The organism is Mycobacterium sp. 1482292.6, assembly GCF_001672995.1.
GTDB lineage: Bacteria > Actinomycetota > Actinomycetes > Mycobacteriales > Mycobacteriaceae > Mycobacterium > Mycobacterium europaeum_A.
In genome coordinates this window covers 15333-28498 of the sequence record NZ_LZKV01000181.1, presented here as the reverse complement: position 1 = coordinate 28498, position 13166 = coordinate 15333, and the positions used below count along the sequence as shown (strand labels likewise).

At 68.6% G+C, this 13166-nt stretch carries 15 protein-coding genes and 1 pseudogene; 9 read left to right on the top strand and 7 right to left on the bottom strand.

Features of this window, described 5'->3' with window-relative positions; genetic code table 11:
* Positions 1–195: pseudogene (locus tag A5624_RS17830) on the bottom strand (type III polyketide synthase); the annotation flags it as partial.
* Between the two features lie 128 nt (positions 196–323).
* On the opposite strand from A5624_RS17830, the gene A5624_RS17825 reads away from it, so the two are divergent.
* Positions 324–1472 carry an NAD(P)H-binding protein gene (locus A5624_RS17825; protein WP_066868723.1) on the top strand — a complete coding sequence of 383 codons (1149 nt, stop codon included), beginning with the start codon at positions 324–326 and terminating at the stop codon, positions 1470–1472.
* Positions 1469–2191: a CPBP family intramembrane glutamic endopeptidase gene (locus A5624_RS17820; protein WP_066868721.1), complete on the top strand. Its 723-nt coding sequence runs from the start codon at positions 1469–1471 to the stop codon at positions 2189–2191. The genes A5624_RS17825 and A5624_RS17820 overlap by 4 nt, the downstream gene beginning before the upstream one ends.
* On the opposite strand, the gene A5624_RS17815 is transcribed toward A5624_RS17820, so the two are convergent.
* Positions 2154–3536, bottom strand: coding sequence for a DUF2867 domain-containing protein (locus A5624_RS17815; RefSeq protein WP_066868719.1), 1383 nt, complete (start codon positions 3534–3536; stop codon positions 2154–2156). The genes A5624_RS17820 and A5624_RS17815 overlap by 38 nt on opposite strands.
* 88 nt (positions 3537–3624) lie before the next feature.
* Positions 3625–4437 carry an enoyl-CoA hydratase gene (locus tag A5624_RS17810; protein WP_066868717.1) on the bottom strand — a complete coding sequence of 271 codons (813 nt, stop codon included), beginning with the start codon at positions 4435–4437 and terminating at the stop codon, positions 3625–3627.
* A 113-nt stretch (positions 4438–4550) separates the two neighbouring features.
* Here A5624_RS17810 and A5624_RS17805 point away from each other — a divergent pair, with 113 nt between their 5' ends.
* Positions 4551–5633 (top strand): CaiB/BaiF CoA-transferase family protein, encoded by a 1083-nt coding sequence (locus tag A5624_RS17805; RefSeq protein WP_066868715.1) that lies wholly within the window; start codon positions 4551–4553, stop codon positions 5631–5633.
* A 49-nt stretch (positions 5634–5682) separates the two neighbouring features.
* Entirely contained in the window at positions 5683–6447 is a 765-nt protein-coding gene (locus tag A5624_RS17800) for a 3-hydroxyacyl-CoA dehydrogenase (protein WP_066868713.1), read from the top strand.
* Between the two features lie 140 nt (positions 6448–6587).
* Here the strand turns inward: A5624_RS17800 and A5624_RS29285 are convergent, their stop codons facing one another.
* The gene (locus tag A5624_RS29285) at positions 6588–6710 is read right to left on the bottom strand and encodes a hypothetical protein (RefSeq protein ID WP_156655929.1); all 123 of its coding nucleotides are present in this window, start codon (positions 6708–6710) and stop codon (positions 6588–6590) included.
* 311 nt (positions 6711–7021) lie between these two features.
* Between A5624_RS29285 and A5624_RS17795 the strand changes: the two genes are divergently transcribed.
* Positions 7022–9367: an MMPL family transporter gene (locus A5624_RS17795; RefSeq protein ID WP_066868711.1), complete on the top strand. Its 2346-nt coding sequence runs from the start codon at positions 7022–7024 to the stop codon at positions 9365–9367.
* A 65-nt stretch (positions 9368–9432) separates the two neighbouring features.
* Entirely contained in the window at positions 9433–10062 is a 630-nt protein-coding gene (locus A5624_RS17790) for a class I SAM-dependent methyltransferase (protein ID WP_066868709.1), read from the top strand.
* Positions 10063–10075: 13 nt separating this feature from the next.
* Here the strand turns inward: A5624_RS17790 and A5624_RS17785 are convergent, their stop codons facing one another.
* Positions 10076–10789 carry an NAD-dependent deacylase gene (locus A5624_RS17785; protein WP_066868707.1) on the bottom strand — a complete coding sequence of 238 codons (714 nt, stop codon included), beginning with the start codon at positions 10787–10789 and terminating at the stop codon, positions 10076–10078.
* Positions 10790–10826: 37 nt separating this feature from the next.
* Here A5624_RS17785 and A5624_RS17780 point away from each other — a divergent pair, with 37 nt between their 5' ends.
* On the top strand, positions 10827–11192 hold the full coding sequence (locus A5624_RS17780; protein WP_066868705.1) for a GntR family transcriptional regulator: 366 nt from the start codon (positions 10827–10829) through the stop codon (positions 11190–11192).
* A 46-nt stretch (positions 11193–11238) separates the two neighbouring features.
* On the opposite strand, the gene A5624_RS17775 is transcribed toward A5624_RS17780, so the two are convergent.
* Positions 11239–11760, bottom strand: coding sequence for a DUF1697 domain-containing protein (locus A5624_RS17775; RefSeq protein WP_066868703.1), 522 nt, complete (start codon positions 11758–11760; stop codon positions 11239–11241).
* Between the two features lie 74 nt (positions 11761–11834).
* Here A5624_RS17775 and A5624_RS17770 point away from each other — a divergent pair, with 74 nt between their 5' ends.
* Both A5624_RS17770 and A5624_RS17765 read left to right on the top strand, forming a co-directional pair.
* Positions 11835–12278: a PPOX class F420-dependent oxidoreductase gene (locus A5624_RS17770; protein WP_066868701.1), complete on the top strand. Its 444-nt coding sequence runs from the start codon at positions 11835–11837 to the stop codon at positions 12276–12278.
* A gap of 49 nt (positions 12279–12327) precedes the next feature.
* On the top strand, positions 12328–12549 hold the full coding sequence (locus A5624_RS17765; RefSeq protein WP_066868699.1) for a DUF5302 domain-containing protein: 222 nt from the start codon (positions 12328–12330) through the stop codon (positions 12547–12549).
* Between the two features lie 38 nt (positions 12550–12587).
* Here A5624_RS17765 and A5624_RS17760 read toward each other — a convergent pair whose 3' ends face one another.
* Positions 12588–13121 carry a nuclear transport factor 2 family protein gene (locus A5624_RS17760; protein ID WP_066868697.1) on the bottom strand — a complete coding sequence of 178 codons (534 nt, stop codon included), beginning with the start codon at positions 13119–13121 and terminating at the stop codon, positions 12588–12590.
* Positions 13122–13166: the final 45 nt, after the last annotated feature.

The following is a 13166-nucleotide window of genomic DNA, read 5'->3' as shown; positions in this document are numbered from 1 at the left end:
GGTGTTGCGGAACTCCACCCCGCTGCTCGACGCGAAACGGCGAAAGTCCGGACCGGCGATGTCGGTGAGCGCGCAGATGGCTTCGCTTTGGGTATAGCGATTGGGTGGAAACTTCACCGCAACGCCGGCAATGGACGGATTTCTCTGCGCGATGCCCGACGAGCCGGCGAATTCACGGCTTCCCCCATGGTCCATGTACAGGTGACGGTGCCGCGGCGCCGCCGGTTCAACTGAACACCGCGCGGGTGGCCCGCTTGGCGCAATCGTCCGACTCCTGCGCACGCCTCGAGCGGCGCGCGACGTGGTCCGGTTAGGGTCGGGGTATGCGGGCTCTGGTCACCGGTGCCACCGGTTATGTGGGATCACGCCTGGTCACCGCGCTGCTGGCCGATCAGCATCAGGTGGCGGCCGCGACTCGAAACCCGGCGCGGCTCAAGCGCTTCGGCTGGTTCGACGACGTCACGCCGGTGAAACTGGATGCCGCCGACCCTGCGTCGCTGGCGTCGGCGTTCGCCGGCTGCGGGCCCGTCGACGTGGCGTATTACCTGGTGCACGCGATCGGTCAGCCGGGTTTTCGCGATGCGGACAAAACCGCGGCGGCGAATTTCGCGGCGGCGGCTCGCGACGCCGGGCTGCGGCGCATCGTCTACCTGGGCGGCTTCGTGCCCGCCGACGAAGACCTGTCCGAGCACTTGACCAGCCGGGCCGAGGTGGCCGAGGCGCTCACCCTCCCGGACGGCCCCGAGCTGGTGTGGCTGGGCGCGGCGATCATCATCGGCGCCGGCTCGACGTCGTTCGAGATGATGCGCTACGTCGGCGACCGGTTCCCGCTGATCCCCATCCCGAGCTGGATGGACAACCCGATTGACCCCATCTCCATCCGCGACGTGCTGCACTACCTCGTCGCCGCGGCCGACCGGGACCTGGTGCCCGCCGGGGCATACGACATCGCCGGCCCCGAGACCACGTCCTACCGCGACCTGCTCAAGGCGTACGCGCGCGTCTCCGGGCGCTGGCACACCGGACTGCCGGTCGGCAGGATCGATACCACCTTGGCGTCGCTGATCACCGGCGTCGCGCTGCCGGTGCCGCACGGGCTGGCGGGGGATCTGGTCGAATCGCTGGACCACCCGATGGTGGCCTCCGCCAGCGGCCTGCGCGATCGGGTTCCCGACCCGCCCGGCGGACTGCTGGGCATCGACGAATCCATGGCCCTGGCCCTGGCCGGCCAGTACAAGCACCGGCCGCGTCCGGTCAATGCGCTGGCCGACCCGCACCACCTCGCCAACACCGATCCCGCCTGGGCGGGTGGCGACGCGCTGCGCATCCGCCGACTCGCCCGTCGGGTCACCCCATCCGTCGTGCGGCCGACCCTGGGGCTGGTGAACAGGGTCCCCGGCCCGGTGGCCGGCGCGGTGCGCACCGGCCTCGACCTCCTGATTGCCCTGACCCCGAAGGTGCGTCCCGCATGAGCCAGTCGACGAGCCCGTACCACACCGACGTCCTCACCGAGGTCCGGCGTGCGATCACCAATGTTGCTGTGCCACATAATGAATCGCCCGGAGTGGTGCGGCGCCGGCGGGTCATCGTGGCCATCACGGTGGTCATCGGGGCCGGCGTGCTCGGGTTCTCGTTGCGGCGCCATCCGGGGGATGCAAGCTTTTACTGGCTGACGCTGGTGCTGGCGGCGGTGTGGACCGCGGGAGCGTTGGTCTCCGGCCCGCTGCATCTGGGCGGCATCTGCTGGCGGGGCCGAAACCAGCGGCCGGTCATCACCGGCACCGGGGTCGGCCTGCTGGTGGGTGGGGCGTTCATCGTAGGCGGGCTGATCGTTCGGCAGATCACTCCCGTGGCGGAGTTGATCACCCGGGTACTGCTCTACGCCCACCACGGGTGGTATCCGGTGATCGTGGCGATCACGCTGATCAACGGCGTCGCGGAGGAAGTCTTCTTTCGCGGGGCGCTCTACACCGCACTGGGCCGATATCACCCCGTGGTGATCTCGACCGTCCTCTATACGTGCGCGACGCTGGCCAGCGGCAACCCGATGCTCGGCTTCGCCGCGATCATCTTGGGAACGGTGTGCGCGTTCGAGCGCCGGGCCACCGGGGGCGTCCTGGCCCCGATGCTCACCCATTTGGTGTGGGGGCTGATCATGGTTCTCGTGCTGCCCCCGATGTTCGGCGTCTGACCTCGCTATCCGCGGACGCGACGACGTCGCGGGCAAAAGCGCGCGTCGCGGCGGAATGGGCGGGCCGAACGCACAGCCAGTACACCCGCCCGGGCAGGCCCCTGGGCAAAAAAGTAGATCGCTGGGTATAGCGGGCGCCGCGGCCGTCTTGGCCGGTGATCGCAATCTCGAGCCACTCGCGTCCCGGAGCTCGCTTGGTGGAGCGCAGCCGCAGCAGGGTGCCCGCCGTGCGCTCCTCGACCTGCCAGTCGGCGGCGCGCGAGTTCACGACGTCTTCCACCGCCGACCAGAGCGCGCCCGGGTCGGCGGCGGTCGTGGCGGTTCGAACATCGGTGTAGACGATCTCGCCTGCCCAGTTCGGGTCCGTCGGCAGCGGGTCGGCCGGCTCGGACCGCAGCGACGACCAGGACGCATCGGGCAGGCCGCGGCTGGCGCGGTGCAGCGCCAGCTCGACCGCGCGACGGTAGCCCGTCAGTCCGCCCGGCGGCGGCGCGATGACGCCGTCGATGTCCGAATTGCGCATCACCGCATCGCATTCCAGCGATTCGACCAGCGGTCGCGCCAGCCCGGACGGAATCGGGGTCACGGTGCCCACCCAGAGGCTGGCGATCGTCGGGGTCAGGAACGGCAGCACGAACAGGTAGCGCCTGCCCAGCCCCGCGACCTCGGCGTAGACCCGCATCATGTCGCCGTATTCCAGCACGTCGGGGCCGCCGATATCCCAGGTACGCGACGTCGGGACCGGGGCGGTCGCCGCGGCGGCCAGGTAGTACAGCACGTCGCGCACCGCGATCGGCTGGATCTTGTTGTGCACCCATTTCGGCGTGGTCATCACCGGTAACCGGTCGGTGAGGTGCCTGATCATCTCGAACGACGCCGACCCTGAGCCGATGACCACCCCGGCCTGCAACACGACGGTCTCGATGCCGGAGTCGATCAGCACGTCCCCGACCGCCTTGCGCGACGCGAGATGCGGTGAGAGATCACTCTTTTCGGGATGCAGCCCGCTCAGGTACACCACGCGCCGCACCCCGGCGCGCCGCGCGGCCGTCACGACGTTGCCGGCGGCGCGGGTTTCCTCGGCGGCGAAATCCTTGGAGCTGCCCATCGAATGGACGAGGTAGTACACCACGTCGATGCCGTCGAACGCGGCGGTCAGTGACTCGACGTCAGCGAGGTCCCCGCGCGCGACCTCCGCCTGTTGTCGCCACGGCACCTGCGCCAGCTTGTCGGGGTTGCGCGCCAGCGCACGGACGCGATGCCCCTCGTCCAGCAGCCGGGGCACCAGGCGCCCGCCGATGTAGCCGGTCGCTCCGGTCACCAGGCACCGCACCTGTTCGGGCATCGATCCTCCGTCGTTCGTCAGCGAGTCTGACGGGGAGGATTACCGCATCGCCGGGGGATTAAGCGTTGCGGCCGATCAGCGCCACAACTTAGCGGTCGGTGAAGTTGGCGGCGCGCCGCCGCTGGAAGGCCGTTGCGCCCTCGACGAAGTCGGGGGATTTCAGCAGCACCGACTGCCCGTCGAACTCGCGCTGCAGGGCCGGGTCCAACTGGGTCAGCGTGGCCGCGTTGATGGCCAGCTTGGTCTTGGCGAAGGCCACCGCCGGACCACCCAGCAGCCGGGCGATGACCTTGTCCACCTCGGCGTCGAAATCGTCGGCCAGATAGACCGCGGTGACCAGCCCCCACGACAACGCCTCGGCGGCCGTCAACCGTTCCGGAAGCAGCGCCATCTGCATGGCCCGGATGCGGCCGATCGCGGCCGCCACCAACGCCGACGCTCCGCCGTCGGGCATCAACCCGATCTTGGTGAAGGCGAGCATGAAAAACGCACTCTCCGAAGCCAATACGACGTCACAGGCCAGGGCGATGGAGACGCCGACGCCCGCCGCGGGTCCCTGAACCACGGCGACCACCGGGTGTGGCAGCGCGGTGATCGCGCGCACCAGCCGGTTGATCTCGAGGATGATCTCGTCCGGCGGGACGCCGCCGCCGTCGGAGACGTCTTCGGCGCTGATGCCCGCACCGGAGCTGAAGCCGCGTCCGGCGCCACCGATGCGCACCACCTTGACCTCGGGGTCGGTGGCCGCGTGCTCCAACGCGTCCGCGATGCCGGTGATCACCGGAATGGTCAGCGAGTTCAGGCTGTCGGGCCGGTTGATGGTCACCGACAACACGCCGTCGGACAGCGTGACGTCAAGGCCTGCGACGGGGGCGAGGGTGGCAATCGCGGATGAAGGCATGGGCTCACCATAAGTGACCGGGGTGCGCGGCCCTCCGGCACGGCTGCGAAGATGTCGAACGACCGGTTGTTTGGTAGCGAACGGCGTCAGAGCGGACGAAAGGTCGGTGGATCGTGGCTGGACCGTTGAAGGGACTGCGTGTTGTCGAGCTGGCCGGCATCGGCCCCGGCCCACACGCCGCGATGATCCTGGGGGACCTGGGCGCCGACGTGGTGCGCATCGACCGCCCCTCGTCGGGTCACGGGGGCGTGGCGAAGGACGCCATGATGCGCAACCGGCGGGTGGTGACCGCCGACCTGAAATCCGACGAAGGCCGCGACCTCGTCCTCAAGCTGATCGCCAAGGCCGACGTGCTGATCGAGGGCTACCGCCCGGGCGTCACCGAGCGGCTCGGCCTGGGCCCCGACGACTGCGCGAAGGTCAACGACCGGCTGGTGTACGCGCGGATGACCGGCTGGGGCCAGACCGGCCCGCGCAGCCAGCAGGCGGGTCACGACATCAACTACATCTCGCTGAACGGCATCCTGCACTCCATCGGCCGGGCCAACGACCGGCCGGTCCCGCCGCTGAACCTGGTCGGTGACTTCGGCGGCGGTTCGATGTTCTTGCTGCTCGGCATCCTGTCCGCGCTGTGGGAACGCCAGACCTCGGGCAAGGGGCAGGTCGTCGACGCCGCGATGGTCGACGGCTCCAGCGTGCTGGTCCAGATGATGTGGCAGATGCGGGCCTCGGGCATGTGGACCGACGCGCGCGGCACCAACCTGCTCGACGGCGGCGCACCCTATTACGACACCTACGAGTGCGCCGACGGTCGCTACGTCGCGGTCGGCGCCATCGAGCCGCAGTTCTACGCCGCCATGCTGACCGGGCTCGGCCTGGACGGCGCCGACCTGCCCGGGCAGAACGACGTCGGCCGCTGGCCCGAACTGCGGGCCGCGCTGACCGAAAAGTTCGCCAGTCAGGACCGCGACCACTGGGCCAAGGTGTTCGCCGACTCCGACGCGTGCGTGACACCGGTGCTGGCCTTCGGCGAGGTGCAGACCGAGCCGCACATCACCGAGCGGAACACCTTCTACGAGGTGAACGGCGGCCTGCAGCCGCTGCCGGCGCCGCGGTTCTCCCGCACCGCGCCGGAGACACCGCGACCCGCGGCGCCGGTGACCGACGCCGAAGCGGTACTCAACGACTGGGTATAGTCCCAACCAACCAGTTGGCTGGAATCCAGGGAATCAGGGAAGGACTCGAATGGAGATCAAAGACGCCGTCGCCGTCGTCACCGGGGGTGCCTCAGGTCTGGGCCTGGCCACCACCAAGCGACTGCTCGACCGCGGTGCCCAGGTGGTGGTCATCGACCTGCGCGGCGAAGAAGCGGTCCGAGAGCTGGGGGAGCGCGCGCGCTTCGTCGAGGCCGACGTCACCGACGAGGCCGCCGTCGGCAAGGCGCTGGACGCCGCCGAATCGATGGGCACGCTGCGCATCAACGTCAACTGCGCCGGCATCGGCAACGCCATCAAGACGCTGTCCAAGGACGGCCCGTTCCCGCTGGACGGCTTCAAGAAGGTCGTCGGGGTCAACCTGATCGGCACCTTTAACGTGCTGCGCCTCGCCGCCGAGCGCATCGCCAAGTCCGAGCCCGTCGGTCCCGAAGCAAGCCCGGAGCGTGGCGTCATCATCAACACCGCGTCGGTCGCCGCGTTCGAAGGCCAGATCGGCCAGGCCGCCTACTCGGCGTCCAAGGGCGGCGTGGTCGGGATGACCCTGCCGATCGCGCGCGACCTGTCCCGCGAGCTCATCCGCGTGGTGACGATCGCGCCGGGGCTGTTCAAGACTCCGCTGCTGGGCTCGCTGCCCGAGGAGGCGCAGAAGTCGCTGGGCAAGCAGGTGCCCCACCCTGCCCGGCTGGGTGACCCGGACGAGTACGGCGCGCTGGCCGTCCACATCGTGGAGAACCCGATGCTCAACGGCGAAGTCATCCGCCTGGACGGCGCCATTCGCATGGCGCCCCGCTGAGCCGCAACCCGTTCAGCAAGACGAAAGCCCCCCGCATCGGCGGGGGGCTTTCATTACCAGGCGCAATGATTACTTACGGAACCATCGACTGACGTTGGGTTCGGCCATCAATAGGCGGGCGAGCATGCTCATGGTCGGCCTCAGCTCGCGGCTTGCAGTTCGTCGAACTGCTCCGAGGTCTCGCCTTCCACCAGGACGTCGCCGTGGTAGAGGGCATCGAAGTCAACTTTGATGACGTCGGCACTTGTGTCGTCGATCCACATGACACTGAGCGTATGGGCCACCATTAAGGAATCTTTGAGTCACGATTCGGAAAATCTTGGCAATTTACCGGCGGGTAGGTTGACCGGCGGCTGCGCCACGATTTGGCCCGTGAGCTGCTTAGTTACGGCACATTTTTCTGGCCGGACTCTTACTGTCGGCGCGGTTTAAAACGCGGCATTGAACGGTTCAGCCGGTCGCTTCCGTGTTTAGGGCAGAACACTGTTTGACGCGTGGAAATTAGCGTTTGTTACGTTGTCGCCGGTAAGCCAGCGGCCAGCGCAACGGGGCACCGGCAGCGGAAGGGCTCGAAATGCTGCAGAAGATCGCCCGAGTCGCCATCAGGGCGCCCCGCCGCATCCTCGCGATCGGCGTCCTGGTCTTCATCGCCGCCGAGATCTTCGGCGTCCCCGTCGCCAAGAGCCTGTCGCCGGGCGGTTTCCAGGACCCCGACTCCGAGTCGGCCCACGCCATCGGCGTGTTGAGCGACAAATTCGGCCAGAGCGGCCAGCAGGTGCTGATCCTGGTGACCGCCCCGGGCGGCAGCGACAGCGAGCAGGCCCGCAAGGTGGGCACCGACCTCGTCGACCAGCTGCAACGGTCCCCGCTGGTCTACAACGTCTCCTCGCCGTGGACCGCCCCGCCCCAGGCCGCGGCCGACCTGATGAGCCGCGACGGCAAGTCCGGGCTCGTCGTCGTCAACCTCAAAGGCGGCGAGAACTACGCGCAGAGCAACGCCCAGACCCTGGCCGACCAATACATCCACGACCGCGACGGCGTCACCGTCCGCGCCGGCGGCGCGGCGATGCAGTACGCGCAGATCAACACGCAGAACCAGGCCGACTTGCTGGTCATGGAGATGATCGCGCTGCCGCTGAGCTTCCTGGTGCTGATCTGGGTGTTCGGCGGGCTGCTGGCCGCGGCGTTACCGATGGCGCTGGGCGCGTTGGCCGTCGTCGGTTCGATGTCGGTGCTGCGCCTCATAACCTTCAACACCGAAGTGTCGATCTTCGCCCTCAACCTGAGCACCGCCCTTGGCCTGGCCCTGGCGATCGACTACACCCTGCTGATCATCAGCCGCTACCGCGACGAATTGGCCGAGGGCCACGACCGGGAGCAAGCGCTCATCCGGACCATGGCCACCTCCGGGCGCACCGTGCTGTTCTCCGCGGTCACCGTGGCGTTGTCGATGTCGGCGACGGTGGCGTTCCCGATGTACTTCCTCAAGTCGTTCGCCTACGCCGGCGTGGCGACCGTCGCCTTCGTCGCGGCCGCCTCGATCGTGCTCACCCCGGCCGCGATCGTGCTGTTGGGCCCGCGGCTGGACGCGTTCGACGTGCGCCGGTTCTTGCGGCGAACGCTGCTCAAAAAGAAGCGCCCGGATGCGGTGCACACGCCCGTCGAGCAACTGTTCTGGTACCGGTCCACCAAGTTCGTGATGCGCCGCTGGGCCCCGATCGGGCTGACCGTCGTCGCGCTGCTGTTGCTGCTCGGATATCCGTTCTTGCGTGTGACCTGGGGTTTCCCCGATGACCGGGTGCTGCCGCAGTCGGCGTCGGCGCATCAGGTCGGTGATCGGCTGCGCAACGACTTCGCGCACGACTCGGCGACTTCGGTGCCCGTCGTCATCCCCGACGCCATCGGCCTGAACCCGACGGACCTCGACTCCTATGCCGCCGCCCTGTCCCGGGTCGCCGACGTGTCGTCGGTGTCCGCCCCCGGCGGCACCTTCGCCGCGGGCAACCGGGTGGGACCGCCGGCCGGGCCCACCGGGCTGGCCGGCGGCAGCGCCTTTCTGACCGTCAGCAGCACCGCGCCGCTGTTCTCGGCGGCGAACGACGCCCAGCTCCGGCGGCTGCACGAGGTGCCCGGGCCCGGGGGCCGATCCGTCGAGATGGGCGGGGTGGCACAGGTCAACCGCGACAGCGTCGACGCCGTGACCGACCGGCTGCCGCTGGTGCTCGGGCTGATGGCGGCGATCACCTTTGTGTTGCTGTTCCTGCTCACCGGCAGCGTGCTGCTGCCGGCCAAGGCGCTGGCCTGCAACTTCCTGTCGTTGACGGCGGCGTTCGGCGCGCTGGTGTGGATCTTCCAGGAGGGCCATCTCGGCGCGCTCGGCACCACGCCCAGCGGGACGCTGGTGGCCAACATGCCGGTGCTGCTGTTCTGCATCGCCTTCGGGCTGTCCATGGACTACGAGGTCTTCCTCCTCTCCCGGATCCGCGAATACTGGCTGGCGTCCGGCGCCGCCCGGCCGGCGAGGCCGACCGCGAAACAGGCCCACGCCGCCAACGACGAAAGCGTGGCGCTCGGCGTCGCCCGCACCGGCCGGGTGATCACCGCGGCCGCGTTGGTGATGTCGATGTCCTTCGCCGCCCTGATCGCGGCGCACGTCTCGTTCATGCGGATGTTCGGCCTCGGCCTGACGCTCGCGGTGTTCGCCGACGCCACCCTGGTGCGGATGGTGGTCGTGCCGGCCTTCATGCACGTGATGGGCCGGTGGAATTGGTGGGCGCCCAGGCCCCTAGCGTGGCTGCACGACCGGTTCGGCATCAGCGAGGGAGCGGCCGCCGAAACCGGGGATCATCTCGGGCCGGTGCCGGATCGCGTCGAGCTCCCGGCGCCGGTGGTTGCCGAGCCGGTACCCAATATCGGTTAACGCCGACCGTCGGGTCGTGGGGAACCTATTGTGGGGCGCAAGCGAGTCGGAAGGTTCACAACGGTATGACAACGGTGGTCGACAACCCCTTCTTCGCGCGGGTCTGGCCGGTCGTCGCCACCCATGAAGCCGAGGCGATCCGGGCGATGCGTCGGGAGAATCTGGCCGGCCTGTCGGGTCGCGTCCTCGAAGTCGGCGCGGGCATCGGCACCAACTTTCCGCACTACCCGGACTCGGTCGACGAGGTGATCGCGGTGGAACCCGAACCGCGGCTGGCCGCGCAGGCCCGCGCCGCGGCGCAGGCCGTTCCCCTCCGCGTCATCGTCACCGCCGAGACGGTCGAGGCGTTCAGCGGCGCCGAGCCGTTCGACGCGGTGGTGTGCTCGCTGGTGTTGTGCTCGGTCCGCGATCCCGAAAGCGTTCTGCGGCGGCTGTTTTCGCTGTTGCGGCCGGGCGGGGAGCTGCGCTATCTGGAGCACATCGCCAGTGCCGGTGCGCGGGGCCGCTTTCAGCGTTTCGTCGATGCGACGGTGTGGCCGCGGCTGTTCGGCAACTGCCACACCCATCGGGACACCGAGCGCTCGATCGTCGAGGCGGGCTTCGAAGTCGACACGTCGCGGCGGGAGTTCACGTTGCCGGCCTGGGCGCCGATGCCGGTCTCGGAGTTACTGCTCGGCCGCGCGCGCCGCCCCTGACCGGCCGGCCCGATCAGTTCAACAGGGCCGGTAGCCGCTGCAACAACCCGGGCAGCGCCTGGCTGGCCGTCTCGCGCATGCTGATCGTCACGCTGCCCGACAGCGGAGTGACCTCGGGATTGACCTCGATGACGGCGGTGCCGCGCGACAGCGCCAACTCGGCCAGCCCGGCCGCCGGATACACGATCGCCGAGGTGCCGACCACCACCATCACGTCGGCGGCCTCGGTCGCCTCCACCGCGCGCCGCCACGGCTCGTCGGGCAACTGTTCGCCGAACCACACGATGTCGGGTCTGATCAGGCCGCCGCAGCGGCACACCGGGGGTTCCACCTCCAGCGCCGGTTCGGTCATCGCGGGCAGCGCCCCGGAGTAGGCCATACCGCAACTCGCGCAACGGAATTCGAACAGACTGCCGTGTAGGTGATGCACCGACCGGCTGCCCGCGCGCTCGTGCAGGTCGTCGACGTTCTGGGTGATGACGCTGACCTGGGCGTCGTCCTGCCAGGCGGCGATGGCTCGATGACCCGCGTTCGGTTGGACATCGGCGACCAGATAGTGGCGCCACAGATACCAGCCCCATACCCGCTGCGGATTGTCGCGCCAGCCCTGCGTGCTGGACAGCTCGTAAGGGTCGAAGCGGGCCCACAATCCGTTCCGGTCATCGCGAAAGGTCGGCACACCGCTCTCCGCGGAGATTCCCGCGCCGCTGAGCACCGCTACTCGCATCCCACCAAGATAGCCGGGGGTGGGGGATACTGAACGGGTGGAGCTCGGTGACTGGTTGAAGGTCGACATGAAGGCGGGAAAGCCGTTGTTCGACCAGCTGCGCACGCAGGTCATCGAGGGAGTTCGGGAGGGCGCGTTGCCGCCCGGCACGCGCCTGCCCACGGTGCGCGATCTGGCCGGCCAGCTCGGCGTCGCCGTCAACACCGTGGCGCGCGCCTACCGCGAGCTGGAAACCTCCGCCATCATCGAAACCCGGGGCCGCTTCGGCACTTTCATCGCGCGCTACGACCCGACCGACGCCGCGATGGCGGCCGCGGCCCGCGAATACGTCCGCGTCGCACGCGGACTGGGGTTGGACAAAGCCGACGCGGTGCGCTACATCGAAGCGGTGCCCGACGAGTAGGAGGGCGTCGAAAGACCTTGGCCCACAGGCGCTTAGCCTCAGCGTCTCAGCGCAACACCTTGTCCAGCGTGCGCAGGTTGCGTGTCGTGGTCGACGACTTGTACCGCGGCTTACCCATCGTCTTGCCGATGGTGCTGTCCAGCGTGGCGCCCTTGGGGACCTGCCAATAGATCACGCCGTCACCGCGGCTGATCTTCTCGTCGGCACCCGCCTTCTCGGCCAGCGCGGCGAGCTCGTCGAGCATTGTCTTATCGGCGACGAACGTGACGTAGGACTGGTAGCCGTCGACCTCGCGCTCGAACGGAAAGGCGTCGACCAGGGCGCGCACCGTGTCGACGTCATAGGCCAGCACCCACGCGTCGTAGCCGAACCGGTCACGCAACGCGGCCTCGGCCTTCTTGCGCACCGACGACACCCCGGCGGTCGACTCCAGCAGCACGTTGCCGGTGGCCAGGATGGTCCGGACCTGGGTGAACCCGGCGTCGGTCAGAGCCGTCGCCACCTCGGCCATCTTGAGGTTGACGCCCCCGACGTTGACGCCACGCAGGAACGCCGCGTACTTGGTCATGCCCCGATTCCACCAGGCCGGCCGTGCAACGACTATCCCGGGCCGCCCGTCCCGCTGCGACGTAGGCTTTCGTCATGGGACGCCAAGTCTTCGACGACAAATTGCTGGCCTTGATCAGTGGACACTCCCTCGGGGTACTGGCCACCATCAAGCGCGACGGGCGGCCGCAGCTGTCGAACGTGAGCTATCACTTCGACCCGCGCAACGTGGTGATCCAGGTGTCGATCACCGAGCCACGCGCCAAGACCCGCAACCTGCGTCGGGACCCACGGGCCTCGATCCTGGTCGACGCCGACGACGGCTGGTCGTATGCCGTCGCCGAGGGTACCGCCGAGTTGACGCCGCCGGCGGCCGCACCCGACGACGACACCGTGGAGGCGCTGATTGCGTTGTACCGCAACATCGCCGGTGAGCACCCGGACTGGGACGAATACCGGCAAGCCATGGTCACCGACCGGCGGGTGTTGCTGACGCTGCCGATCTCGCATGTCTATGGCATGCCGCCGGGCATGCGCTAGCCGCGCCGCCCACTCAACCGTTTCGGCACACCCGGGCTAGGCTCCCCCTATGGCCGCATCGAATGCCCCGCAAGGTTCAAAGCCGTCGGAGTCGTCGGGGGCCGGATCGCCCGGGTCGGACGACGACACCAAGCGCAAATTCCGTGAAGCCCTGGACCGCAAGATGGCGAAATCCGCGAGCGGCTCCGATCACAAGGACGGCGCCGGCAAGCAAACGCGCGCGCACGGCGCCGTGGGCAACCGCCGGGAATTTCGCCGCAAGAGCGGCTGACGACCCCGTGCCGCGGCGGCCGGTTTCCGTTGCCGGGTTCAGCCTTGGGGCGCGGTGAACAGGCCGACCGACGGGTCGGCTTGGCCGGGTTGGCCGCGCAGGCTTCCCCGGGTGCTCGGGTGGGCGAAGTTCACTTGGGACGGGTCGTTCTGGTAGGCCCAATCCGCCACGATGGTGCGTTGACTGAACTTCCAGCGGCCCTCGTGCCTGGCGTAGCTGTCCAGGTACCGGCCGCCGATGATGACGTCGATGTTGCGTTCGGGGCCGGCGAAGGTGTGGAACACCAGGCAGTAGATCTCGCCGCGGGCCGTGTCGCCGTCCACCACGAAGTTCGTCGTGGTGATGTTGTGTTGCGAGACAAGCACATACGGTTCGGCCGCTTGCAGTTGCGCGATGAACTGCTCGACGCCGCCGTCGGAAAACGAGCCGTGCGAGTCCGTCGCGTCGGGGTGATACAGGCCGCGAAGGGCGGCGTAGTCGGCGCGGTCGACGGCTCGGCAATAAGCGGTGACGAGCTGATGCAGTTCGTCGCGGGCCAGCATCAGTGCCAACTTGGCCTCATCCACCACCACGCCACGATAACGCGGTGATCGGCGGTGAGTAATCTTGCGACCAAT

Coding starts and splice junctions, on each gene's coding strand:
- A5624_RS17825 (WP_066868723.1), top strand. CDS start 324: ATGCGGGCTCTGGTCACCGGTGCCACCGGTTATGTGGGATCACGCCTG.
- A5624_RS17820 (WP_066868721.1), top strand. CDS start 1,469: ATGAGCCAGTCGACGAGCCCGTACCACACCGACGTCCTCACCGAGGTC.
- A5624_RS17815 (WP_066868719.1), bottom strand. CDS start 3,536: ATGCCCGAACAGGTGCGGTGCCTGGTGACCGGAGCGACCGGCTACATC.
- A5624_RS17810 (WP_066868717.1), bottom strand. CDS start 4,437: ATGCCTTCATCCGCGATTGCCACCCTCGCCCCCGTCGCAGGCCTTGAC.
- A5624_RS17800 (WP_066868713.1), top strand. CDS start 5,683: ATGGAGATCAAAGACGCCGTCGCCGTCGTCACCGGGGGTGCCTCAGGT.
- A5624_RS29285 (WP_156655929.1), bottom strand. CDS start 6,710: ATGTGGATCGACGACACAAGTGCCGACGTCATCAAAGTTGACTTCGAT.
- A5624_RS17795 (WP_066868711.1), top strand. CDS start 7,022: ATGCTGCAGAAGATCGCCCGAGTCGCCATCAGGGCGCCCCGCCGCATC.
- A5624_RS17790 (WP_066868709.1), top strand. CDS start 9,433: ATGACAACGGTGGTCGACAACCCCTTCTTCGCGCGGGTCTGGCCGGTC.
- A5624_RS17785 (WP_066868707.1), bottom strand. CDS start 10,789: ATGCGAGTAGCGGTGCTCAGCGGCGCGGGAATCTCCGCGGAGAGCGGT.
- A5624_RS17775 (WP_066868703.1), bottom strand. CDS start 11,760: ATGACCAAGTACGCGGCGTTCCTGCGTGGCGTCAACGTCGGGGGCGTC.
- A5624_RS17770 (WP_066868701.1), top strand. CDS start 11,835: ATGGGACGCCAAGTCTTCGACGACAAATTGCTGGCCTTGATCAGTGGA.
- A5624_RS17765 (WP_066868699.1), top strand. CDS start 12,328: ATGGCCGCATCGAATGCCCCGCAAGGTTCAAAGCCGTCGGAGTCGTCG.